This window comes from Natrinema zhouii (assembly GCF_013456555.2).
Lineage (GTDB): Archaea > Halobacteriota > Halobacteria > Halobacteriales > Natrialbaceae > Natrinema > Natrinema zhouii.
Genome location: NZ_CP059154.1, coordinates 874,628 through 897,615 on the forward strand (window position 1 = coordinate 874,628; position 22,988 = coordinate 897,615).

24 protein-coding genes and 2 pseudogenes are annotated in these 22,988 nt (G+C 56.0%); 16 read left to right on the forward strand and 10 right to left on the reverse strand.

Annotated features, from left to right (window positions below; translation table 11 throughout):
• The first annotated feature begins 2 nt into the window (after window positions 1-2).
• Window positions 3-398: a hypothetical protein gene (locus HYG81_RS22915; protein ID WP_226777517.1), complete on the forward strand. Its 396-nt coding sequence runs from the start codon at window positions 3-5 to the stop codon at window positions 396-398.
• A gap of 5 nt (window positions 399-403) precedes the next feature.
• The gene (locus tag HYG81_RS22920) at window positions 404-1,495 is read left to right on the forward strand and encodes a glycosyltransferase (RefSeq protein WP_180841992.1); all 1,092 of its coding nucleotides are present in this window, start codon (window positions 404-406) and stop codon (window positions 1,493-1,495) included.
• Between the two features lie 55 nt (window positions 1,496-1,550).
• On the opposite strand, the gene HYG81_RS22925 is transcribed toward HYG81_RS22920, so the two are convergent.
• Window positions 1,551-3,044 carry a sugar transferase gene (locus tag HYG81_RS22925; protein WP_180841993.1) on the reverse strand — a complete coding sequence of 498 codons (1,494 nt, stop codon included), beginning with the start codon at window positions 3,042-3,044 and terminating at the stop codon, window positions 1,551-1,553.
• A gap of 295 nt (window positions 3,045-3,339) precedes the next feature.
• Between HYG81_RS22925 and HYG81_RS22930 the strand changes: the two are divergent.
• Window positions 3,340-3,630 (forward strand): annotated as a pseudogene (locus HYG81_RS22930) (UDP-glucose 4-epimerase); the annotation flags it as partial.
• A gap of 799 nt (window positions 3,631-4,429) precedes the next feature.
• Window positions 4,430-5,104, forward strand: a complete 675-nt coding sequence (locus tag HYG81_RS45540) for an O-antigen ligase family protein (protein ID WP_340674431.1) — start codon at window positions 4,430-4,432, stop codon at window positions 5,102-5,104.
• Between the two features lie 197 nt (window positions 5,105-5,301).
• On the opposite strand, the gene aglF is transcribed toward HYG81_RS45540, so the two are convergent.
• Window positions 5,302-6,045, reverse strand: a complete 744-nt coding sequence (aglF, locus tag HYG81_RS22940) for a UTP--glucose-1-phosphate uridylyltransferase AglF (protein ID WP_180841994.1) — start codon at window positions 6,043-6,045, stop codon at window positions 5,302-5,304.
• Window positions 6,046-6,345: 300 nt separating this feature from the next.
• On the opposite strand from aglF, the gene HYG81_RS22945 reads away from it, so the two are divergent.
• A complete protein-coding gene (locus HYG81_RS22945; RefSeq protein ID WP_226777518.1) occupies window positions 6,346-6,762 on the forward strand; it encodes a VanZ family protein in 417 nt (138 codons plus the stop codon).
• 91 nt (window positions 6,763-6,853) lie between these two features.
• On the opposite strand, the gene HYG81_RS22950 is transcribed toward HYG81_RS22945, so the two are convergent.
• Window positions 6,854-7,456, reverse strand: a complete 603-nt coding sequence (locus HYG81_RS22950) for a sulfite oxidase-like oxidoreductase (RefSeq protein ID WP_180841996.1) — start codon at window positions 7,454-7,456, stop codon at window positions 6,854-6,856.
• Between the two features lie 154 nt (window positions 7,457-7,610).
• On the opposite strand from HYG81_RS22950, the gene HYG81_RS46065 reads away from it, so the two are divergent.
• Entirely contained in the window at window positions 7,611-7,841 is a 231-nt protein-coding gene (locus HYG81_RS46065; RefSeq protein ID WP_486641982.1) for a DUF8075 family protein, read from the forward strand.
• A gap of 15 nt (window positions 7,842-7,856) precedes the next feature.
• Here HYG81_RS46065 and HYG81_RS22955 read toward each other — a convergent pair whose 3' ends face one another.
• A complete protein-coding gene (locus HYG81_RS22955) occupies window positions 7,857-8,207 on the reverse strand; it encodes a DsrE family protein (RefSeq protein ID WP_180841997.1) in 351 nt (116 codons plus the stop codon).
• A gap of 318 nt (window positions 8,208-8,525) precedes the next feature.
• Between HYG81_RS22955 and HYG81_RS22960 the strand changes: the two genes are divergently transcribed.
• The 7 genes from HYG81_RS22960 to HYG81_RS22990 all read left to right on the forward strand — a co-directional run bounded on the left by HYG81_RS22960 (window position 8,526) and on the right by HYG81_RS22990 (window position 14,722).
• Window positions 8,526-9,515, forward strand: coding sequence for an alpha/beta hydrolase (locus tag HYG81_RS22960; protein WP_180841998.1), 990 nt, complete (start codon window positions 8,526-8,528; stop codon window positions 9,513-9,515).
• Between the two features lie 470 nt (window positions 9,516-9,985).
• Window positions 9,986-10,789, forward strand: a complete 804-nt coding sequence (locus HYG81_RS22965) for an alpha/beta fold hydrolase (RefSeq protein WP_180841999.1) — start codon at window positions 9,986-9,988, stop codon at window positions 10,787-10,789.
• A gap of 272 nt (window positions 10,790-11,061) precedes the next feature.
• Window positions 11,062-11,208: a hypothetical protein gene (locus HYG81_RS22970; RefSeq protein WP_180842000.1), complete on the forward strand. Its 147-nt coding sequence runs from the start codon at window positions 11,062-11,064 to the stop codon at window positions 11,206-11,208.
• Between the two features lie 368 nt (window positions 11,209-11,576).
• Window positions 11,577-12,113, forward strand: a complete 537-nt coding sequence (locus HYG81_RS22975; RefSeq protein WP_180842001.1) for an OB-like fold-containing membrane protein — start codon at window positions 11,577-11,579, stop codon at window positions 12,111-12,113.
• Window positions 12,106-12,624 (forward strand): metal-dependent hydrolase, encoded by a 519-nt coding sequence (locus HYG81_RS22980; protein WP_180842002.1) that lies wholly within the window; start codon window positions 12,106-12,108, stop codon window positions 12,622-12,624. The genes HYG81_RS22975 and HYG81_RS22980 overlap by 8 nt, the downstream gene beginning before the upstream one ends.
• A gap of 116 nt (window positions 12,625-12,740) precedes the next feature.
• Window positions 12,741-13,877: a DUF4330 family protein gene (locus tag HYG81_RS22985; protein WP_180842003.1), complete on the forward strand. Its 1,137-nt coding sequence runs from the start codon at window positions 12,741-12,743 to the stop codon at window positions 13,875-13,877.
• 11 nt (window positions 13,878-13,888) lie between these two features.
• Window positions 13,889-14,722, forward strand: coding sequence for a hypothetical protein (locus HYG81_RS22990; RefSeq protein ID WP_180842004.1), 834 nt, complete (start codon window positions 13,889-13,891; stop codon window positions 14,720-14,722).
• Window positions 14,723-14,825: 103 nt separating this feature from the next.
• Here HYG81_RS22990 and HYG81_RS22995 read toward each other — a convergent pair whose 3' ends face one another.
• On the reverse strand, window positions 14,826-15,569 hold the full coding sequence (locus HYG81_RS22995; protein ID WP_180842005.1) for a beta-ketoacyl-ACP reductase: 744 nt from the start codon (window positions 15,567-15,569) through the stop codon (window positions 14,826-14,828).
• Between the two features lie 769 nt (window positions 15,570-16,338).
• Between HYG81_RS22995 and HYG81_RS23000 the strand changes: the two genes are divergently transcribed.
• Complete coding sequence (locus tag HYG81_RS23000) at window positions 16,339-16,554, forward strand: hypothetical protein (protein ID WP_180842006.1); 216 nt, start codon at window positions 16,339-16,341, stop codon at window positions 16,552-16,554.
• Between the two features lie 906 nt (window positions 16,555-17,460).
• Here HYG81_RS23000 and HYG81_RS23005 read toward each other — a convergent pair.
• A complete protein-coding gene (locus HYG81_RS23005; protein WP_180842007.1) occupies window positions 17,461-17,616 on the reverse strand; it encodes a hypothetical protein in 156 nt (51 codons plus the stop codon).
• Window positions 17,617-17,743: 127 nt separating this feature from the next.
• Between HYG81_RS23005 and HYG81_RS46070 the strand changes: the two are divergent.
• Window positions 17,744-17,848, forward strand: a pseudogene (locus tag HYG81_RS46070) (DUF7970 domain-containing protein); the annotation flags it as partial.
• Between the two features lie 207 nt (window positions 17,849-18,055).
• Here the strand turns inward: HYG81_RS46070 and HYG81_RS45545 are convergent.
• Both HYG81_RS45545 and HYG81_RS23015 read right to left on the reverse strand, forming a co-directional pair.
• The gene (locus HYG81_RS45545) at window positions 18,056-18,331 is read right to left on the reverse strand and encodes a sensor histidine kinase (RefSeq protein WP_226376025.1); all 276 of its coding nucleotides are present in this window, start codon (window positions 18,329-18,331) and stop codon (window positions 18,056-18,058) included.
• A 14-nt stretch (window positions 18,332-18,345) separates the two neighbouring features.
• Entirely contained in the window at window positions 18,346-20,811 is a 2,466-nt protein-coding gene (locus HYG81_RS23015) for a PAS domain S-box protein (protein WP_180842008.1), read from the reverse strand.
• Between the two features lie 168 nt (window positions 20,812-20,979).
• On the opposite strand from HYG81_RS23015, the gene HYG81_RS23020 reads away from it, so the two are divergent.
• Window positions 20,980-21,417 (forward strand): DUF7344 domain-containing protein, encoded by a 438-nt coding sequence (locus HYG81_RS23020; RefSeq protein WP_180842009.1) that lies wholly within the window; start codon window positions 20,980-20,982, stop codon window positions 21,415-21,417.
• Window positions 21,418-22,039: 622 nt separating this feature from the next.
• On the opposite strand, the gene HYG81_RS23025 is transcribed toward HYG81_RS23020, so the two are convergent.
• Window positions 22,040-22,387: an avidin-fold protein gene (locus HYG81_RS23025; RefSeq protein ID WP_180842010.1), complete on the reverse strand. Its 348-nt coding sequence runs from the start codon at window positions 22,385-22,387 to the stop codon at window positions 22,040-22,042.
• Window positions 22,388-22,504: 117 nt separating this feature from the next.
• On the reverse strand, window positions 22,505-22,732 hold the full coding sequence (locus HYG81_RS23030; protein WP_180842011.1) for a hypothetical protein: 228 nt from the start codon (window positions 22,730-22,732) through the stop codon (window positions 22,505-22,507).
• Window positions 22,733-22,988 lie beyond the last annotated feature (256 nt).

Below are 22,988 nucleotides of genomic sequence, written 5' to 3' on the forward strand. Positions count from 1 at the left end.
CGGTGCCTATCCAGAGCGTATATTTGGGTTTTTCTTCTTCGATTGGAAGGAAAACATATGTGACGGATATATGTACAGTAAATAAATGTATAGCTGAGCTATTTATTAACGGGAATGTTGTTGCAGTGGACGGATTGAGCAAAGCATATAGAGAGAAGGCCAACAAGGCAAGTAGGAAGCCGAGAGACGAGATTAGGAGAAACAGCGTCTCTTCGATAGGCAGTTTCCTTCAACAGGGAGGAATACATCTCGCTCAAGGCCATTTAGAACCCCCCAAGCGAAAGAACACGAAAATGAATATAACTCATCCAATGTTAGTTATCGATGAACAAGTATTCGGTGGATCAGTATCGCAGGAATATCCGACTGTTGCCATCAGTGAATCGAGTAGGTGGTAGGCAGTATGAACGTCCTTCAGGTAAGCAAGTTCTATGCTCCTCATGTTGGTGGGATTGAGCACGTCGTACAACAACTGGCGGAAGGACTCGATAACCACGGACACGACGTAACTGTCCTCGCATCTGCCCGGTACGGGAGCGGTACTCGAGAACATATTAACGGAATTCCAGTTGTAAGGACTAGTAGCCTCGGTACACTCCTATCAACACCACTGTCTCCGACATATCCGATTCGACTACACGAATTAAACGACGTTGATATCATCCATATTCACTTACCGAACCCACTAGCGACCGTTAGCGAACTACTCGCCAACCAGACCGACGCTTCTATCTTTGTGACCTATCACAGCGATATCGTCCGGCAACAGATTGCTGGGCGAGTTTATCAACCGATTCTCCACCGATTCCTCGATCGTGCAGATCAAATCATCACTACATCTCCTAGGTTACGAGACAACTCTGCGGTCCTTTCTCAATACCGTGATAACTGTGCGGTTGTTCCACTATCTGTCTCACTTGATGAGATGTCTAATCCGCTATCAAATTCACCATCGATTGATATCGACGATTCCATCGTCCTCTTTGTTGGACGGTTGAACTACTACAAGGGTGTCGAGTACCTGATTGATGCAATGTCATCTGTCGATGGGACACTTCTCGTTGTCGGTGACGGCCCACGTCGACAGAAACTCGAAACGCAAGCTGCAAACAGCGATGCATCGGTCAAATTCCTCGGACGTGTCGATGACGCGACGCTGGAAGCTTGCTATACGGACGCCGATGTGTTCGTTTTGCCATCGGTCGAACCCAGTGAAGCGTTCGGTATTGTCCAACTCGAAGCGATGGCTCACGGACTCCCCATAGTGAATACGAACCTCCCAACTGGGGTGCCATGGGTTAGTAAACACGGTGAAACCGGGTTAACAGTCCCACCACGCGACAGCGATGCCCTCGCCAGCGCGATCTCAGAACTTCTTACCGGTGATAAACGCCGCCAACTCTTCGTTGAGAACGCTCGCAATCGAGTTCTGGAAATGTTCCTTGAGGACAAAATGATAGAATCGACAATAGAATTATACAAAAGGGCGATATAATATTCAGACCTAGTACGATAACAGTGTCCCTACTTCGGATCTCGAAAATCCCATCTCAATTGCTAGAAGCGAACTCTCTAATATCGGATACCACTTTCCAGATCTGCCGGATCACGATCGTAACGTCGAACCAGAACGATTGACTACGGACGTACTCGAGATCGTACCGGAGTTTCTTCGCGGGCTCGTGTCCGGTAACGTCGTTGATCTGAGCGAGTCCCGTCAGCCCTGGTTTGACGAACCAGCGCTTACTCCAGTCGACGCCGTCGTTCTGAATTTCGGTATCAAACTCCGGTCGCTCGGGTCGTGGACCGACGACGCTCATGTCGCCGACGAGGATTGACCAGAGCTGCGGGATTTCATCTAGATGCGTCTGCCGCAGGATACGACCGATACGTGTCACACGTGGGTCGACGTCTCCAGCGTCTTCTTCACTGATCTTAGCCCCCGTCTCGGACTCCGCGTTCTCGATCATACTCCGGAACTTGTACACAGGAAACGATTCGCCGAATACCGCAGTTCGATCCTGCTGGTAGAAGATCGAGCCGCCGTCCTCGAGCTTGATCACCACCGAAATCGCGGCGATAAGTGGTGCGAGTACCACGAGCGCGGGCACGGCAAACGCAATATCGAAAATCCGTTTGAATAGGTGATCCAGCGGATCCCACGGCTCGAGGTCCACGTCCACGAGTTCCCCAATGTCACCCTCGGAGACCAACACGCTCTCGGCGTACTCTCGGTGAACCTTAGCCTTCACACCGTGTTCATGACAGGCGTCCAGCGCCCCGAAGAACTCCGCGCGGTCAGCGTTCCGGAACGCGAGTACTACGGTGTCAATATCGTACGCGACGAGTACGTCCTCGAGCCGTGAGAGACCACCGAGCCGAGGCAATGCGTCGAGTGCGTTGAGCGGCTCCGAACCGTCCTCGAGCTCAGCGGTCGCATCGTGTCGAAACTCGACACCACCATCGGCGATCGCCTCGCTATCCATGTTCGACATGTTCCGCAGTTCATCCCGAACGTCGGTGATCGTCGGGCAAAGGTAGCCAATTATGGGTGCATCGACAGCAGGTGAAACGAGATCGATCTGCTCGGGATCGTCACCGACGATCAGCGTCCGACCATCGGAGTCGTTCGGCCGGGCCCGAATCAGGAGGAACCAGGCGGGAAGCGCAACCGAAAGCGACCCGACGATCATCACGAGCGTCGCTCGGGGCAGGCGATGCGACCACTGGAAGTAACCCAGCGTCGCCAGCGCGAGCCCGCCGACGAGGACACGCTTCTGAACGGAGAAGACCGTGTCGAGGATCCGACGCGGCCGCGGCTTAAATAGCGGCCAGACTGCCCCCGCGATCGCGAGGACGCTCAACGCCAACGCCCACTGAAGTGACGAGCCGCTGAGGATGGTCGGCTCGAGACGATCGAACAGTGGAACGACCGTGGTAAAGAGAGATTGAGTGACCGAGTGATTAGCGACGAGCACGGCGACAACGACGAGAGATGCCGTTCCGATTGCGCTCGCGAACCGATACCGCCACCCGGTAAGCATTGGATAATGGGGTGGAGCTACACACCCATATAAGCTTTGAACTGACTGGTAAAGCGATATACCTCCATATAGTGATTGTGGCCAGTTTGTGATGATCGAGTGCGAATTCCATCCGAAATTGGTCCCGAACGCGAAACCAATTGAGAGAATCACGACAGTCAGCGCTGATGCGCATCTGGTCGACGACCTCGTTTTGGACGCGGACGTTGTCTACCAGGCGGCCTAGGCGGGTGTGCGATCGAGCATCGACGAATCGAAAAAAGTCAACCAGTACAACGTCAACGGGACGATCAACCTCCTCGAGGACGACAGCGCCGACGGCGAAATCATGAACATCGGTTCGACGGACAACATCGACATCCACACGCTCGCAGAAGTCGTTCGGGACGAGATCGACCCGAGCCTCGAACTCGAGTTCGGCGAGGCCCGTGAGGGCGACGCCGAACACACCCATGCCGACATCTCCAAAGCTAACGACGTACTCGGCTACGAACCTACTGTCGACATCCGCGAGGGCGTCTCGAAGTTCATCGACTGGTACCGAGAGAACCGGGAGTGGTACGATCCGCTCGTTCGGGCATCGTAGTGTCGCTAAATACTTATTGTGCTATTTAAATACGATAGTTGTGAGTAACGCCGAGGGGGGATCATCGACGCTTCTAGTTCAGGATGTGGCTACTGGCCGGCTTGCCGATGGTGTAGCGTACGGGCTGTTCGGAATCCATCTGCTCCTGATGATCACCGCACACGCAACTGACGCGGTATTGGCGTGGCAGCTCGCCGCCTCTTCCGTCATCCTCAGTGCGGCCCTCGGTTGCCGTCTCGCTGCGAAAACCTATCGAGACGCCGAACAACTCCAGGCAGCCATCCTCTCGATACTTGGCCTGGCATTCATCGTTCTCAGCATGCTTTATCAGAGCAGTTCACCGGGGCTCGGTCTCGGACCGAGCCGATCGTTCGCGATCATCGTCGTTTTCTTGGGTATCGTCACCGCCCTGCTCGTTGCTACCGACCCAAGACGGTACACAGGTGGTGAATGGGTCGCAGTTGTCTGTTTTGCGATACTCGTTGGAATCTATTTCAGCCATACGCTCGCGTTCCACCCCTCGAGCTCGCAGTCCCGATGGCCGATATGGGCTGCAGTCGTGATGGGGTGTCATCTCCTGGTGATTCCACGACTCATCTCCGAGCGGGTCTTTCTCTGGTTTCTCCCTCGTCTAGCGGCGGTTATCGTGGTGCTCGGTTTGATCACCTACCTCATCGGAGACTATACGCTCTGGATCTTTGAGATTCGTCAGTACTCTAGCTCCCCAGGGGTTCCTGGATTCGATCCGAACATCACCACGATACAATCGATCTTCCCGAACCCGAACTCTCTCGGCCTCTTGTCGTTCGCCGGCCTCGTCGCAGGGGTCATCGAACTTCACCGTTCGGTCGTCGCTCGACGTCCGCTTGGTGCGAGTATCGCCGTCGCTCTCGCCGGAATCTGTGGGCTTGGAGTGTTCCTCTCGAACGCTCGGGCATCGATGCTCGCTGCGGCCGTCGCCGTCGCGATCTACGCCGCCTACGTAGTCGGTGGTCGGCTCACCGTGCCTCCACTGGTGATCGCAAGCATCCTCGGCGCGTTCGGACTGCTTGCGGGGATGTACATGAACGTCATCGACATCTCCTCGTCGAACCGCTTCGAACTCTGGTCTGCGAGTCTGCGAGCGATCCAGGACGGACCGCTGCTATTCGGACACGGAAGCGGCCCGATGAGTAGCGTCATCCAGCCCTACCTCAACAGTGATTTCTCCTTCTCGCCGCATAACGCCTATCTCACAGTGTTCCTTCAGGCTGGATTCGTCGGCGGCTTCGCCTATCTCGGCCTCGTCGGCGGCAGCATCGCTGGCGGTATAATCAACTATCGCGAGGTCAACGTCGCGATGCTTGCGTTCGTCGTTGGCTGGGCGATCCACCAAGGATTGGAATCCTATACCCTGTTTCGGTGGTCGCTTGGCTCCGTACTCGCCACTCTCGCAATCGGGTATCTTCTATCCAGTGACCCAGTGACTGACTGATTTGAATTCGCAGCGTGGCGGCCGACCGATGACGGCTACGCGACCTATCTAGGTGTTGCTAGAGCACTCGAGAATCGACTCGATCGCGAAGTAGATGTCAACGAGATCGACTTCGTCAGTTTCGACCTTGAAACCAGCTGCGACGCAGTCGAATGGAGGACCATCGATTCTCAAAACGAGGTGACGATACGGTTCCGCTAATCGGACGTAGTCGAAACGGCAGCCTCATCGTCCGCCTGTAGCCGCTCTTCTGCCTCGTCGCGATCCTCCGGGTACCCCACGTCGATCCGCCAGCCCTTGAGGCCGATCGCATCGATCGTCCGTCCGCTCTGAATCAGCAGGTCGATCGCTTCACTGATCTCGTACTCGCCGCGGTTCGATGGCTGCACCAAATGACAAGCGTGGAAGATTGCCGGCGTAAATGTATAGAAGCCGGTCATCACGAGATTCGACGGCGGATCGTCGGGTTTCTCGACGACGTCCGTAATCTCGCCGTACTTGTTGGTATCACAGACGCCGTAGCGCGAAGCCTCTTCCCAGGGCACCTCCTCGACGAGGAACGCTGCATCCGCACGTTCCTCCTGCTGGCGTCGAACGACTGCCTCGAGGTTCGCGTCGAAGATGTTGTCACCGAGGATCAGCATGAAGTCGTCGTCGACGTGCTCTTCGACGGTCAACAGCGCGTGAGCGAGCCCCTTCTGTTCGCGCTGGTGAGCGTACGTGATCGGCACGCCGCGATACTCGTCACCGTAGTGGTCGATGATCCGCTCCTTGAGATACCCTACGACCACGACGAACTCGTCCGCGCCGAGCTCGACAAGGTTGTCGAAACAGTGAGTGAGAATCGGCTTCCCGTCGACTTCGACCATGCCCTTGGGTTTGTCTTCCGTTAACGGGCAAAGCCGCGTTCCCTCACCCGCGGCGAGTACGACTGCGTTCATCGATTGAACGTGACAAGTATAGAAGCAAGAACCTTCTGGTCAACCGATACTGAACCATCGGCCACTTACTACCGAATTGTCACGTTCCAGATATGGCTCGAGAGACGTTCGACGACCGCGCTAGGAATACTCGAAAGTCATCACGAAGCAGAAGCAGGGTGCGAGGTCGGGAACCATCGCGGAGTAACAAGCTCCTGATAGGCGACAGTCGCCGCCTTACTATCTCCGACGGCGGAGCACGATTCCCTTGTGGTGGTTCGCCTCCCTCGCTGGTCGTCAGCACTCCGATGGATACCGGCCGTGCTCGTCGCCGGTCTCATCAGTTACTGGTCGGTCGTCACAGCGCCGCCACCGATCACGCTCGAGATACCACCATCGACCGGAGCCGACACTATGCAGGCGACGACCATCCCCAGTGACCTCGCGTGGTTTGACCCGCGTCACGCGATCGCCTACGCAACGCTCGCACTCAGCCTCGAGTACGCGCTTGACTACCGCGAGACGACATCGCCTCAGACCGACGAGCGGCGAAGCTATGAACGGACGATCGCCCGCATGGCCCTGCTGGTGCTCGTCGTGACAATTGGGTACGGAGCGCTCATGGAAGCCGGCCAACTGTTCCGGCCCGACCGCGTCGCCTCGCTGGCCGACGCCGCGAGTAACGGCATTGGAGCGACGGCTGCACTCGTCCTGTCCGGCCTCGAACGATGGACCTGACCGATCCGTTGTCTGGAGTCGGCCCAACTGCCAACCCAATAATCGATCGACTTGCTTAGCCTCAAGTATCGTAGCCTCCCTATTCAACAGTTTATAACGTACTATACCGTTCTTCTTCCCAAGGATTTGCAGTGTTCGAGTAGCCGCGTGTTTCCCAGTACCCTCGCTTGGGCTCAGAAAGGAACTCAACGCTCGTGACCCACTTAGCACCTTTGTACGCGTATAACTGTGGCGTCACAACGCGAAGCGGTCCACCGTGTTCCGACGGAAGTGGTTGTCCCTCGAGTTCAAGGGCGAACAACACCTCATCACGCAGACACTCGTCAAGCGGGAGATTTGTCGTGTATCCATCCAGAGCGCGAAACAGAACGTGCTCAGCATCATCTAAGACGCCGGCTCGTTCGGCGATCGACAGGAACGTCACACCGGTAAACTCGTTATCAAATCGGCTCCAGCCGGTTACACAGTGGAAATCCTGGCGCTGCGTTTCCTGGGGAAGGGCATTGAACTCGTCCCACGAATACGATAGCTCGTTTTCGACGGCACCAGTCACCGTAAACTCCCATGTGTCCATATTCCACGAGGGTGTTGCGCTCTTCGAGAGCACCGGGAAACGTTCAGTTCGACGCTGTCCGGGCGGTAATCGATTCTCACCAAACTCCTCGTAAATTGAAGTGGTGTCCCTGTCCACCATATCCTGCTCCAGTATGAGGAGCTACAAGAATCTGGACCCGACACTCGTCAGCACCTCATACGCATTCGCGAGACGAAGTAGCCATAGGGAGTGGTATTTTTTCGCTGGCGTCCGTTGGTGTTGATGAACCTCCATGCCACTCATTCACTTCGAGATGGCCGACTCGACTGAACGAACGCAGATCGGAGAAGGACTTGTTCGGTTCGCTGTGCAGGCCGGGCGATTAGAAACGGGTCAGGATGAGGGAAGATACTTCCTAACCCACGCTGACGGTTGTGACGCCGATGGAAAGCGAATCAAACCAGGGGACGGGTTTTGTTTCGATACGGAAACGGGCGATATTCTCTGTGAAGAACACGGGAAAGACCGAAGCGAAAATGGGTGAATTCTACAGACGGCTCTACGGTGCTTTGATGTACCCGTACCCCTCGTCCTGAAACCGTGCGAGCGCACCCGATCCGGATGGGGCCTCCTCGACACCCGGAAGCAAGTCGGCGTCGGTCGCTCCCATCCCATCAAGCGAGTTACGGCAGGCTAGCAATGTAACATCTTGCTCGCGGAGAGTGTCGACCATGTCTCGATTCGAGGCGGTTTCCGTGACGAACATCCGGACACCGGCCCCATTTGCAACTATTGCGACGTCGTCAGCGGACGAGGAAACGCTGTTGTCGGCGAGTAGATTCAGAGCGTTCACCATCGCGTGCTGCTGGTCACCTGGATCCGGGCTTGACACGTGAAAGACGGTCTGCATAGCGAGTAGAACGACGGCGATCAGTATAAACCAACACGTACTAGCACGTCTACCAGTATGTTTCAGGTCGCTCTGGGCACAACAATGAACACTAGCCGAACAATGGCCCCGATCTGATATCGTTTAAGAGACCTGAAGACAGTAAGCGAGGAACCCAGTGGGAACGCGTCGGCAAGTAGCTCCATGCGGAAGCCATCATCCCGATCACGACAAGCGTTCGTCAAACACTCAGGCATAATTCGGATTTTCAGTCCATACGTACAATCAAATCGTCTATCGTAGTGCATTTATGTCGTTCAATGACGTGCAGAGATGGTGATGGAAACAACACCAATAGAAGAGCGACGCGCCGCAGAACTCAACCCGGATGCCCAAGCTGTGTTGGACACGCTAGTAGAAGTGGATGCACCCGATATTTCACAGCTATCCCCCGAACAGGTCCGGGCGTTGCTCGGCGACTTTTTCACGCCGGATATCGAACCCGAACCGATCGCGGCGGTTGACGAGCGTAAAATCCGGGCAGACGCACGCGACATCCGGGTACGAACCTACAATCCAGATCCGGACCAATCCCTCCCTGTCGTCGTTTACTTCCACGGTGGCGGCTGGGTCGTTGGCAACCTGAATACGCACGATAAAGTCGCTCGCGCGCTGGCGAAAGAGGGTGAATGCGTTGTCGTCTCTGTTGATTACCGGAAGGGACCAGAGCACCCCTTCCCCGGTGCCGTCGAGGATGCCTATCTTGCGACGAAGTGGGCAGCGGATAACGCGAACGAACTCGGGGCCGGGAACGGACTTGCCGTCGCTGGTGAGAGCGCAGGCGGCACTCTCGCCACCGTTGTCGCGCAGATGGCCGTCGAGAAGGAGATCGGTTCCCCAGAAATTGACCATCAATTGTTGTTCTATCCGGTGACCAACTACTCGTATGACACCCACTCCTACGAGGAAAACAGAGATGGATTCTTCCTCACGGCCCGAGGAATGGCGTGGTTCTGGAGCCACTACCTTCGTGACGAGACTGACGGAGCAAACCTTCGAGCGTCACCACTTCGCGCTCCCGAGCGAATCCTCGCCGAACTGCCGCCAGCGACGCTGATCACCGGCGGATACGATCCCCTCCGCGACGAACAGTATGCGTACGCCGAAGCGCTTGAAAACGCAGGCGTTCCCGTCGAGCATATTCACTACGAGGACATGATTCACGACTTCGCTAACATGAGCCAACTCTCGGAGCCGTTCCCTGATATCGAAGCGGCGAACGATGCGCATGAGCGAGCTGGCGAAGCGCTCAGGACGGCCTTCGAGTAATGGCTACCGTCGCCTACCGGAGTTTTCATGACCGAGGCGGTGGAGGATCCGGCTGAGTTAACCCTGTTGAAAATCTTAGAACATGATAGGTTTGCCACCCTGTGCGGTAAGTCCAAGCGAAGGCGTTACCGGAGCGGCCACCCACATCTCGGATGAATATCAGAAACGACCTGCTGAATAAGGTCCAGAGAATCTATTCAGCAAAAAGTCGACTTTCTGTTGAATACGTCTCTAAGTAAAAGCAGAACGATCCGGTATTTCAAGATAGTTTATACATGGGTTTAAACTTATTATGGAACGTAAATCGTTATCGCCAATATTACAAAAACAGTGGTTCTTCAGCTCAATAAACAAGTATAAGCCGAAATATCTGCCTAGAGCAGGTTCTTTGTGGGAATAGAACTATCAAATGGTCATAAATGTGGGCTGGGCATTTATATACTCACGAGTGGTCCTGAACCTTGGTCAATATGAGCCGAATACAAGTTGAAGAGGGAGTAGAGCTGTTCGTTCAGGACTGGGGATCAGGTACGCCGCTCGTGTTTATTCACGGGTGGCCACTGAACCACAGGATGTTCGAATATCAGTACATCCAACTCCCAAGAGAGGACATTCGGTGTATCGGTATCGATCTCCGGGGCTATGGACAGTCAAGCAAACCGTGGAGTGAATATGACTTCGACATGTTCGCTGACGATCTCAAGACGGTTCTCGATGAACTCGATGTCGATGATATAATACTTGCGGGTTTTTCGATGGGAGGGGGAGTCGTCACCCGGTATATGAGCCGCCATAACGAAGAACATGTAGCAAAATTGGCGCTACTTGGTGCTGCGAGCCCCGTTTTGGCCAAGAAACCCGACTTTCCGGAAGGCGTCGATGAAGCTGCATTCATGGACCTTGCCGAGGGATGCTATGAGGACCGGGCGAAGATCAGCAGTGATTTCGCCGATTCGATGTTTCACTCCGCACCAAGTCCCGAGCTGAAAGATTGGCTCCAGAACATGAGCATGGAATCGTCGCCGCAGGCCATGGCCGATTCGATCGAAGCGGTCGGCGAGATGGATCTTCGTTCAGATCTTGCGGACATCTCTGTTCCGACCCTCATCTGTCACGGTGTCCATGATCAAGCTTGTCCGTTCGATCTGACGGCAAAGAAGCTCCACGACGGAATCGAAAACACGGAACTCGTTCGCTTCGAGGAGAGTAGTCACGCACTCTTCTACGAGGAAAAAGAGAAACTCAACCAAGAGCTGACTGAATTCAGCAAATAACTCCAAATAAACGATGGGTCCCATCGAAATGAGCCCCGTCGTATTTTATCACCGACATAAACCTGCCAATCCACCGGAAACAAGGATGCGAGAGATATGCGCTCTGTATTCAGCACGATTCTCATATTCCACTGTATCTGATAAAAACTACAGGGGTAAGTTTGCACGTGTAATGTTCGTGTATTTCACTCTAAAACATAGATGAATAATAGGATTTCAATAGAGCCGCTGAGTTCTTCACCCAGATGCGTGAGGATCCACCGTGTGCTGAGATGGAAGCGATCGCACATACGCTAGGGTACTACGACACCATCATTGGAGATACCATGTCGGACAATCCGCTGTCGACTGACCAATGGACTGATGCGACGGTTCCGCTGCTCGTGATGGGCGGTGGACGGAGCCCACTATTCTTCTAGATGGCGCAGAAGAACTCGTGGACATCTTCCCCGATCCCGAACTTAGGATTCTGGATGGACAGGAAGACGATGTCGACGCGAAGGCTCTCGTCCAAGTTCTGACAGCGTTCTTTGGAGCATGATCTGAGCGACTGAGAACTCCGTACTGGCGTCGTTTATCCTCTCGTGTCACTCACTGTCTTGTATTCAGTCTCTGGGATCAAAGGAATCCCGGGAGAGCGCCGAACGAATCCACGCAGTGCTGATGCGCTTCGATGACCGCCAGTATAGGCTTATATTTGATAATTTGCCCTCAGTATGTCACGACCCTCGATTGAAAGTGTGGAAAGCGGAACTGACAAGTGTGGTATCGGTCAGTGCAGAGACGAATGCGCACCGCGAGCAGAATCGTCATCGTCGCCGCGTTACTCCTCGTCCTCGGCGGACTCTGCGTCCACTACGGCGCGACGTACGACGACAACTGGCCCCATCCGACTGGCGACCAGCTCCAGGAACGGGGAACCGAGCCGTTCGTCGGCGAGCGCGTGCTCCTGTTCGGTGAGGTCAGGGCCATCGACGGGGACACGATCTCCATCCACGTCACGGACGACAACGATGCGGTCGCGGCCGAACTCGAGGTCTACGACATCCACACCCGAGTCGAACCGGGCGGCGTCGTACAGGTCTACGGCGTGCTCGAGTCCGAGACGGTGCTCCGCGCGGATCGAACGGTGGTCGTGAACCGCGGTCCGAACGCAGCCGCGTTCAAACTCGGCGCGTCGGTCGTCGGCCTATTGCTGGCGGTGGGCTACTTCCTTCGACACTGGCGGATTGAGATCCGCGAACTCACGTTCCGACCGAGAGCGATCGATGACAAACACGGCAGCGAGCCCGCTCCCGACACGGAGGGTTCCGACCGTGGCTGACCTGCTTTCACACGTCCTGCTCGTGTACGCCGGCTGTACGATCGCGGGCTGGTACCGACCGATACCGGATCGCTGGATTGCCGTAGCCATGATCGGTGCGATCCTGCCGGACCTGAATCGGATCACGATACTCGTCACAAACGGGACGCTCGAGGCGACCCTCGGAGTTCCGTTCGACGTCGATGCGGTATCGACCCTCGGGGGTGTCCTCGTCCTCGCCGGCATCGGTGCGATGGTCGTCGCTGACCGGCATCGACGAGCGTTCGCCGCCCTGTTTGCGGGTGCGCTTTTGCATCTCCTCGTCGACGCGCTCAAGGCCTACGCCGACGGAGCCGCGGGGATGTGGCTGTATCCCGTCACGTGGGCGCGCCATCCGACGCCGAGCCTGTACGTCTCGTCGGATCCGACCGTTCTCGTCCTGGTCGGCGCGCTCGCTGCCATCGTCGCCGGGATCGATCGGTACGTCGTCGGTTCCAACAGAATCGTGGCGTTCTCGTGGCGACAACCGTAATCGGCGACTCGAGAAGAGCGGACCGTTGTTCGATCGTGAGTTACAGCAAGAACTGACATGACAACGCCTATTATCCCGGCCCCGACTCTCTGGTCTATGAACTTCCGGAGCGATCTATGCCGCTGATCGACGATGAGGGCAACCTCTTCGGCGTGGTCAACGTCATCGACGCGCTGGCGGTCGTCCTGCTCCTCGCGGTCATCGTCGCGGGGATCACGTTTGTCGGCGTCCTCGGCTCGGACTCGGGTGGCGAATCCGAACCCGAGACCAGGTACGCCACCGTCGATCTCGGTGGCCAGCCCGACTACGTGGTCGACCGCGTGAGCGAGGGCGATACCGTCACCGTCAACGGCTCGTCGAACGGCCACACGATAACGGACGTCTATGTAACGCCTGTAAACACAGAAAATGGTGGGAGCCAGGCACAGATTACAGTCCGCGTTGCGGTCAACGGCAAGGCCGTCGAAGTCGAAGAGAGGGACGACCCAATCTTCCAATTCGCTGGTAAGCACCCTCGTGCCGGAGATTCCCTCACAGTCGAAACTGGCGACTACACTGCTAGTGGTCATCTAACGAGTCTCGAGTCGGAGGGAGAGTCCCTCTCAACCGACAAAACGCCCATCTTGCTCGAGTCAACACTCTCAGAGAGCACTGTCGACGAGCTCGACGAAGGAGATACTGTTACCCTCGGACCACACACCACGGCAACGATAACCAACGTGCAGTTATATCCGGCGAGTGGGGATCAGTACCGGGCGCTTATCGGCGCTGAACTCAGCACACTCCAACAGGGATCGATGCCGGCGTACGGTGGCCAGACAGTCACGGTTGGGAGTCAGATCAGTCTGAGTCCTGGCAGCTATGATCTGACCGGCGACGTAGTCCGACGTGGAACTGACCAGGAAGTCGGGGAACCAACGACGACCGGTGCCCAGATTGAACTCGAGAACGTCCACCCCGAGGTCGCAGACGAGTTCCAAGCCGGGATGACCGAGACCGTCCGCGGCGAGACGTTGGTCACGGTCCAGTCAGTCGAGACCGAGCCCGCAGCCGTCGTCCTCGAGAGCGAGGACGGAAACATCTACCAGCGTGAGCATCCGCGGAATAAGGACATCACGCTGTCCGTCGAGTTGCAAACACAACGGACGGATACCGGATTGCGCTTCCACGGCCAGTCACTCCAGGCCGGCAACAATGTCACCCTCGACTTCGGGACGACAACCGTCGAGGGATCGGTCGCACAACTGGAGTAGTCTCCCCACTCATGTTCGATACCGCACGTGACGAATCGGCCGTCGTCCGGGTCGGGCGTCGGCTCGCCGATCGGATTCGGACGGCCGTCCGACGATCGCGATTGGGCACCCACCTCGGCGGGATTGCCTCCGACGAGAAAGCCGGATCGGCAGATGCTGACGGGTCGACCGCCTCGCTGGCTGCTGACGACTCGAGTGGCTCACCGACAGACGACAATTCGAACGGCTCACCGACGGCCGGCGACTCGAGCGTCTCGTCGCCCCTCGAGACGCTCCTTGCGGGATCGGCGATCCGGAGCGTCGTCACGGAGACGAGTGCACGACTCCGAGCGGGGACCGCGAGGGCGCGGATCGCTACGTTCGGAAGGAGTGGACGGCGGTACGTGACGTCATCGTTCGGCTACCGATGGCTCACGGCCGAGCCCGACCCCGATGTGATCGTCATCGATCTCCGAGAGACCCGGACTATCGGTCCGTTCATCGCCGCGCTAGATCGAGCGTTGGACGGACTGGCGACCGCCGCTCCGACATCGGGTCTCACCGATTTCGCGGCGAGAGTCGGCGGATCCGTGCGCGATCGACCGATCGCCATCGCGAGTCTGTTCGTGCTTTCCGCACTCGTCCTCTCGATCGCCGTCCTCGGAACCGCGCTTTCGCCGGCGCTGTTCGGACTCCGACTCGTCATCGCGGTCGTCGCCGTGATCGGCCTCCGCTCACGACAGTCGCTCGAGGACCTCCTCGAGACGCGCATCGTCGGACTCCTCGCCGCAGCGTTCGAACCGCCCGAGCCGCCAGCGGACGAGACGCGAACCGACGACCAGACCGACGAGCTGGACAGCGATTAACGGTAACTCGAGGTCCCGCTACGCTCACTGTTTCCGAACTCGAGCGTACGCAATTTTCACGGCAACGGACACGGTTCGAGAAGTATCGATACTCGAGGCGAGACTAGAGATCCATGCCACCGTTGACGTCGATCACTTCCCCCGTCACGTACGAGGAATCCTCGCTAGCGAGGAAGCGCACGACGGCTGCGATATCCTCGACGGTCGCGAGTCGCTCGAGCGGGATGCCAGCGATGATCCGGTCGAGGACCTTGTCGGGGACGCCCTCGACCATATCGGTCGCGGTGAAACCGGGGGCGACGCAGTTGGCCGTCGAGCCGCCCTGGGCGAGCTCGAGGGCGATTGTCCGGGTGAAGCCGAACATGCCGCTTTTCGCGGCGGCGTAGTTGGCCTGGCCGAAGTTGCCCTGTTTGCCGACGACGCTCGAGATGTTGATCAGCCGGCCCTCGTCGGCGTTCCAGATATCGTCGTAGAACAGCTGCGTGCAGTTGAACACGCCGCCGAGATTGACGTCCATGACGCGATCCCACTCCTCGCGAGACATCTCGGTGAACTGCTTGTCGGCCGTGATCCCGGCGTTGTTTACGAGCACGTCGGCCGGGCCAAAGGCCTCGTGACAGACCTCAACCATGTGCTCGACCTCCGCGCGGTCGGAGACGTCGGCCCTGGCCGCGACGGCGGAGCCGCCCGCCGATTCGATGGCGTCGATGGCCTCGTGTGCTGCTCCTTCGGACGACCGGTAATTGATAACGACGTTTGCACCCTCTTGCCCGAGGTACTCCGCGATCCCCCGGCCGATCCCCTTCGCTGAGCCCGTGATAACACAGGTACGACCATCCATTGACATGGATCACACGTTCAATGGCCGATGGTAAATAACGACCCGTTAGGTATCTGAGGATAGTACCTGATATAAACCCGACTCGAGGTCGACGAACAGTGCTCAGCAATTTCCGTCGACTCGTGCCGAACGGGTTTCGTGAACTCGCTCTTGCGTACATCGTCCACATCTCGACCAAACCTGCTAACGCTCCTCCCTCAAACGGTGTGGCGAGCCTCTCGACCATCGGCTCAATATCACCGTCTCGGAGCTTCATGAGCCGCCGGCTGACCTCGTATCTGATGACGCGTCGATTCCGTTCCTCCTCGTGCATACGCACAGAACGGTCATGTCGCCTCTTAGCGCTAACCGAACAGGTTCCGATTCTTCCGATATTGAAAGGGGGGGATGGGGGTGGGAAAGGGGGATGGCAGATCTGAGACATTCTATTACTTTCGGTGATTACTATTAACTGTTTTCCATAGTGGCAGCGAGCCAATAAGTTATTGTCACGAGAGTTGCAAGGGGTAGATGGCGAGGGAAAGGATTCGGTCGTTTACCCACAACCGATCCCCGAGACATGGTCCCCTCGCCCGCCGAGATCGGATCACGTTCCGACATCAATGATCTAACTGACACACCACCGATCTCGAATCAACACTGGGCACACTACAAAGGGATGGGGAGACTCAAACGCTGACATCCCCCTGTCGGCGTTTTCTGCGGATGCATGAATTTATATACAGAGCCGCAGCCAACGCCGAACTCAAGAGGGGGCATTACGAACTACTCGAAGATGACTAACTCAGACGGCCATTCCACCGTTCGAATCTACGGGTGTCCATCGCCCGACGACTGCGACTTTGCGGCCGGCGGTGCGGCCGAGCTCCTCGAACATGTAAACACCGAACACTCCGGAGAGTATCAACAAGAGGACTGGCCGGCCACCGACGTCGCCAGGGAAGAACAGTACCTGGACGAGGACGACAGCGACGAACCAGCCGACGAGTAACCGAACTGTCCCCACATTTATCGGCCGGTAACAGTCCTGTAACCTCTCTACACGGCCAATAGAGTTAATCGTGAACGGACTCCAGATGATGATGACGAGGGAGGGTTTGGTTGACTATTCAACACTGACCCGTTCCGAGACAAACCCTCGTCAAACTGAGATCGGATCGCGTTCCGACATTGGGTCAATAGCCAAATTGACAGGGTCCGATCTCGGCCCCACCCTGGGGCACATCACAAAGGGGATGGGGGCTCTAACGCTGGCCTCTGGCCGGCGTTTCTGCGATGCGTGAGTTTATATACTGAGCCGCGGTTAACGCCGGCGATGTCTCTCACCGATCGCAGGAAGACCTCCTGATCGCCGTCGCACCGACTGAGTTCAGCGTCCACTATGAGGATGCTAGTTCCGAACTCGCCGAGCACGCGTGGCAGCTTGCAGCGAGCCGCCTTGTTGATCGCGATGTCGGGCCCGCCGAGGCTGTCGACGTACTGTTTAAGAATTGTTGATGTGAAAGTATACTCAACGCTACGAGATCTCTAGTCGATTAACTACCATTCGCGGGATAGGAACTCGTCAGCAAAGATCTGCTACGATGAATCTGTCCTCTAAGAGATGTTAGTAGAGAGCCAGTCCCAACTGCCGTCGACGTGCTCGAGATTGGATAGCTATCGCTCAGCGTTTGTCGACTCGAGAAAACCTCAAAAGCCGCCCAGATGGGCACAGGTGGATGGCCGCCGGGCGGCATGGAACCAAGATCGGGGTGGGGTTGGATGCTGATTGGATCGTGTCGCGTCGTGGGAACGCGACAGTGAATATGTTCGTCCTGACCTATATCAACCTCGCTCCGATTCCAACAAACTTGGAATCGACCTACTGACCCTTTGGAATCCCGTCGAGATCAGATAGCTACTCTTCTGCGAGCTCGAGCTCAACACGCCAGCGATCATCCTGGTAGCCGGCGAACGACAGCCGCCAGTTCTGGATGAGGTACGTCCCCGAGTCGAAACTGGCCACTGCTGGCGCGTCGATCGTCACGGTCTGGGAGCCAACTCGAGTCCTCATGGCAATTCTTCTCGTCCGAGATGGATCGCTCGACGATTGCGTCGGGGAAGCCTGCGGTGTGGACGATTGTCGCCGCCTGGAGGTCCAGTCGACTCTCGATTAGCAACGCGAGGGGAAAACGGACGTCGAGGCCGTCCTCGGCGAGTCGATCAAGAAGACCGATCTTCGCGAGGCCGCGCTGTTAGTTGGCCTCGAGCACGTCGACGAGGTTGCCGACCAGCTCCGCGAGTGAGGCTACGACTTCGAGTAGTGGTCATATTTAGAGAAATAGGACCTCGTAGTTGTCTCCCTCTTGTTGACTTCCAATAGTTGGCAACATGAGACCAGTAAAAGGGCCATGGAAGACAAGAAAGCCCATCATAGTCGCAACAGACGGCTGGCCGGCTTAACGAGGAGTGCGCGGAGCTTCTCGGATGGAATACAGAACAGTAATCCTGGCTCACTCAGCTGCTGGAAGTGTAAACGAGAACGTCGATCCTTCTCCGGGTTCGGAGTTAACCCATATGCGTCCGCCGTGACGTTCGATGATTCGTTGACAGAGTGCCAGTCCGATTCCAGTCCCGGAATGCTCCTCACGACTATGAAGTCGCTGAAATACCTCGAAGACGCGATCTTGGTCGTCGGGATCGATGCCGACACCATTGTCGTGGACTGAAATCTCCCATTTCTGTCCCCGGCCATCAGCTTTGACGTGGATTTTCGGTTCCTTGTCCACTATACGTGATCGCGTTACTGAAGAGATTTTGGAATATCTGGCGCTTGACTGTCGTCACCTTCTACGTGGGGAAGATCTTCGGTTGTAATTTGAGCGCCACTCTCGGCGAGCTGCATCTGTAGGTCTTCCTGTACCTCCGCAACGAGGCGATCCAAATCAACCGGCTCAAGCGGGTTACCCTGTGTATCGACTCGCGAGTACTCGAGGAGACCGTCGATCATTTCGCGCATCCGATCGGCACCATTAACGGCAAACTCAAGGAACTCTTCTGCCTCGTTGTCGAGGTCATCGCTATACCGACTTTCGAGAAGTCGGAGATAGCTCGAGACCATTCGAAGCGGCTCTTGGAGGTCATGTGAGGCTGCATATGCGAACTGTTCGAGACGCTTATTCGATTCCTCGAGTTTTTCGACGAGTTCCGTAAGTTTCTCCTCGCGTTTGATCTGCTCGGTGATGTCCTGCGCAAAGCTCAATCCCGCGAAAATCTCGCCGTCGGCGTCCTGTAGCGGTGTCGCCCATACCTGCCAGCGTCGGCCAACGACAGTAGTTCGGGTACTTCCGATCTCGCCGTCCTCGATGGCCGCGCGGAACAGCGGCTCGAGGTCTTCGACCACCTCGTCCGGGTAGATATCCCGCATTCTCGAACCTTCAGCTTCTTCTGTACTGGGTGCCGGGTCTCCGATTAATTCACCCGCTGCCAACGAGTAGCGGAGATCAGAGTCGTAGACGCCGACAACTCCGTTCGGGAAGTGTTCGGCCAACGTTCGATAGAGTCGTTCAGACTCCGCGAGCTGGCGTTGAGCTTCCTTCCGCTCGGTGATGTCGGTCAAAGTGACCACTCCGCGGGTCACCTTGCCGCGCGCGTCACGAATCGGCATCCCCTCGGTCCGAACGATTCGCCGCTCGCCGTCGGCGGCTTCAATCTCGAAGATCTCGGGCTCGGTGACTTCCTCGCCGTCGAGTACACGCGCGAGGGTCATCTCTTCGGGCGGAACCGTTTCGCCGGAGTCGGCCCACTGCACCGGATACCGTTTGTACTCCTCGACAGAGTGGACGTTGAACACGTCCCCGCCCCAGATCGCGTGTGCGGTCTCGTTGGCCTGGAGTATTCGACCGTCCTCGTCCGCGACGACGACGCCGACTGGCAGTACTTCGAAGAGGGTCTCGAGTTCGCGTTCGCGTTCCTTGCGCTCAGTGATATCCTGAGCAGCCCCACGGAGCGAAACAACTTTCTCGTCGACGATCTCGGGCACGCCTTGCAGCCGAAGCCAGCGCACCTCGCCATCGGCTGTACGTATTCGTGCTTCCACGTCGAACGGATCGCCGGAGTCGAGTGCTTCCTCAACGGCGTCTGTAACGATCGGTCGATCCTCTTCATGGTATTGGTTGAGTGCCTCATCCAGCGGCGGTTCCTCATCAGAAGTGACCCCGAGAAGTTCAAAGAGGTTGTCGGACCAGAACACGTCCTGCGTGTCTGGATCGATCTCCCAACCGCCAACGTCCGCGATGTGCTCTGTTTTTTCGAGCAGGTCGAGCGCTCGCTTGAGTTCGCGCTCGTGTCGTTTTCGTTCGGTGATATCGGTGATTGCCCCGTTCAATTGGACCGGTTCGCCGTCGTCATCGTATTCGGTTTCCCCTCGGGCCTCCACCCACTTGACATCGCCTGCTGCGTCCCTGACGCGGTACTCGACCTTGAGTTCACCCGTCTCCTCAACGGCCCGTGTGAGCTGTTTCCGTGTTCGAACCGTGTCGTCTTCGTGGATCGGTTCGTAGAAGTCTTCCATCGGAGCGCCCGCCGCAGCAGTCTCCGAGTCCACGCCGTACGACTCCGCGAGATACTCATCCGCGGTGACCACGTCTTCCTGGATATCCCAAGTCCAGAGACCAATCGACGCAGCCTCGGTCGCTAAATCCAGTTGGATTTGCTGTTCGTGCAGCTGCTGTTCTTTCTTTGCGCGATCAATCGCTGCTGCCAGTACATTTGCGACGTTCTTGACGAACGTAGCATCATGTTCCGTGAACTCCCGTTTCTTGGTCGTGTGCGTTCCCAGAACGCCCCATGGCTCTTCGATCGAGCCAATAATGACGCTAATACCGCTGATGACGTCGTGTTCACGCAGCAGATCAGGACCCGAAAAGCGCTTCTCCGTTCGAAGATTATCGACGATAATCGGTTCTTCAGAGAGTAGTGTGTATCCCGCCTGTGAATCCAAATCGGTCGGGACCGTCGCGTTTCCGACCAGTCCGTCGTGCCAGCCGACGCCCTCTCGTAGGAACACCTCATCCCCGCCGGGGAGCAGTTCGAGAATCTTCGCATACTCGTTGTTGAGCGTCTCGGCAACAGCGACGGCAGCGTCGTGCATCAACTGATCCAGGTCGTCAATCTCGAGTGCTTGTTGCCCGAGTTCGGCAACGACCTCCTGTTGACGGATGCGGGTATGAACGTCTGAGTCCACATCTGCACGAGGAGATGAAGTCATTCACTGTCAATATTAGATGACACGGTATAAGGGCTTCTGCGGCAGCTGGTCAAATCTTCTTGAGCGTTCCATCAGTAAAGATGACATTCTCTCATACCAAATTATAGTGGAAAATGTGTTTTCACCCCTAGATCACATTCTCTAAGCATCCACCTAGGTCACGAAATGATGGTCAAAAGAGACTGCCCCTCTAGCGATGTAGAACCGGACGAGATGTTGAAACTCTCCAAAGATGAAATCTTCCATCTCCTCCAAGCAAGCCGCAGAAGAGACATAATCGCCCATCTGTTGGATAACGAGAGGCCGATCAAGATGGGGGATCTCGTCGAGATAATCTCGGCGGAAGAACACGAGACGACTGTCGCAGAGCTGACCTCAACCCAACGCCAGCGCGTCTATATCCCACTCTACCAAGAACATCTCCCGAAACTCGATAAGAAGGGAATTGTTGAATACAACCAGCAACGCGGAATCGTCCGACCAACTGACCGATTAGAGGTCTTTCGACCACATCTCGAAGCAGTGGATCGAATCGACGGAGTTGATTATGCGGACACCGGTCCTGTCCGCTCCCTTATCGCGCGTGCTGTTAGTCTCATTATATGATCAATTGACGCAAGCAGTAGCCTGCTTACTGCCTCCGTGATTGGACACTTCCACCTCTACCATAAGTTAGGGGACAGTATCATAGCAGCCAGCATGGTAATCTTGGTTGCCCTTCTCATCAGAGGCTAACTCTCGAGAGTTCATTATTTATGTCAATTCTGTGGCCAGATCTCGAGTTTACTCGTAAGTACTCTTTAGATAGGATGAGTGAAATCGTAATCATTGCTACCCTCAGTCTGGGCGTACAAATACTCGATGGCGTGAGGAGTATAAGCGCCGGAAAGAAGCAGAGAAACGACACCCACGGACGGTGCTTTATCACGGATGATGCAGCTAGCAGCTATGTTTGGTGTAGATGTCCAATCTGACAATAAATCATAAGCGATACCGCTTTCCTCGGTCCGCTTGGTCCACCCAAGTTTTCGCCTCCGATCGACCACACCCAGCTTTAGTTCTCCTATTCTGGACCTCGACCTGTGACCAGCCACAGTGCGATCAAAACGATGAGGAAGGGGGCGCCAGCAGTTGGTAATACGATTTCTTTATTCAAAGTTGGTCAGAAAACTCGCGTTCAGTACAGATCAAGTAGTGAACGTCGAAAGTTGATTATATCAGGGACCATCTACTGGTCAACTTCTTCGTGCACTGACTCACCCTTTCCAGACTTCGATTCCCATTTCCACTCGTCTTCAACTCTGATACGACCATCGTCGAGAAGTTCGACATCACCGATAGAGTGTCCGGTAGCGGTTTCGTTTTCTGTGTTTATTTGGGTGTACCGGATGTCCCACTGTTCCCCGTCGAAGGTTCCAACCAAATGTCCGTCTACAACACTGCCACCAGAATAATTCGCGTATATTCGTTCGCCATTCTGCTCAAAGTGAAAGACGGTATTTGCACCCACTTCTCCGCCTTCATCATTTGCAACGCCAGCAAGTGTCCGTCCATCCAATGAGAGCTCGTCTGTCATACGTTACCCGTGTCAACTCAGCGAATAATACTTCCGGTGTTCCATTCGCATCTGTAATTGCCGTCCAGTACAGCTAATATAGGCATTATTTCTTGACTCTAAACTAGCTATAACGTGCTAATCAATAAGCGCAAGGAGTGTGTATCCCGCCATCATTGTCACTACCAGAAAGAGACCCATCACTAGGACCTGACCCAGTTCAGATGATGCAAAGTGAACATTCAAAATGAAGCCAATTACCACGCCAATAGCGGCTAAAAACGGTGTAGCCACGATGGGAACCCATTTATTATTCCATGCATCCCAGTTGGTTGTAAACACCTTGGATTTTAACGAGTTGTTCATATAACGTGACTATGAGACGTACTATTATAGCTTCTCAGTGTTCAGTTCGCACGTATAGTTGCCGTTCAGTACAGGACAGGAAGTAGACGCGTACTCACTGTGAGCAAACGGGTCAACATCTTACCCAGAGAGCGGTGCGCTACGCGCCGCGGCAAGGCGAACGGCCAACGGCCGTGAAGCGAGGGAGAGGAGTTCTTTTCGTCGGATCTAAGCGGTATCGAAGATTCCGTGAGGTTGTCGGCACGAAGTCGTTCGA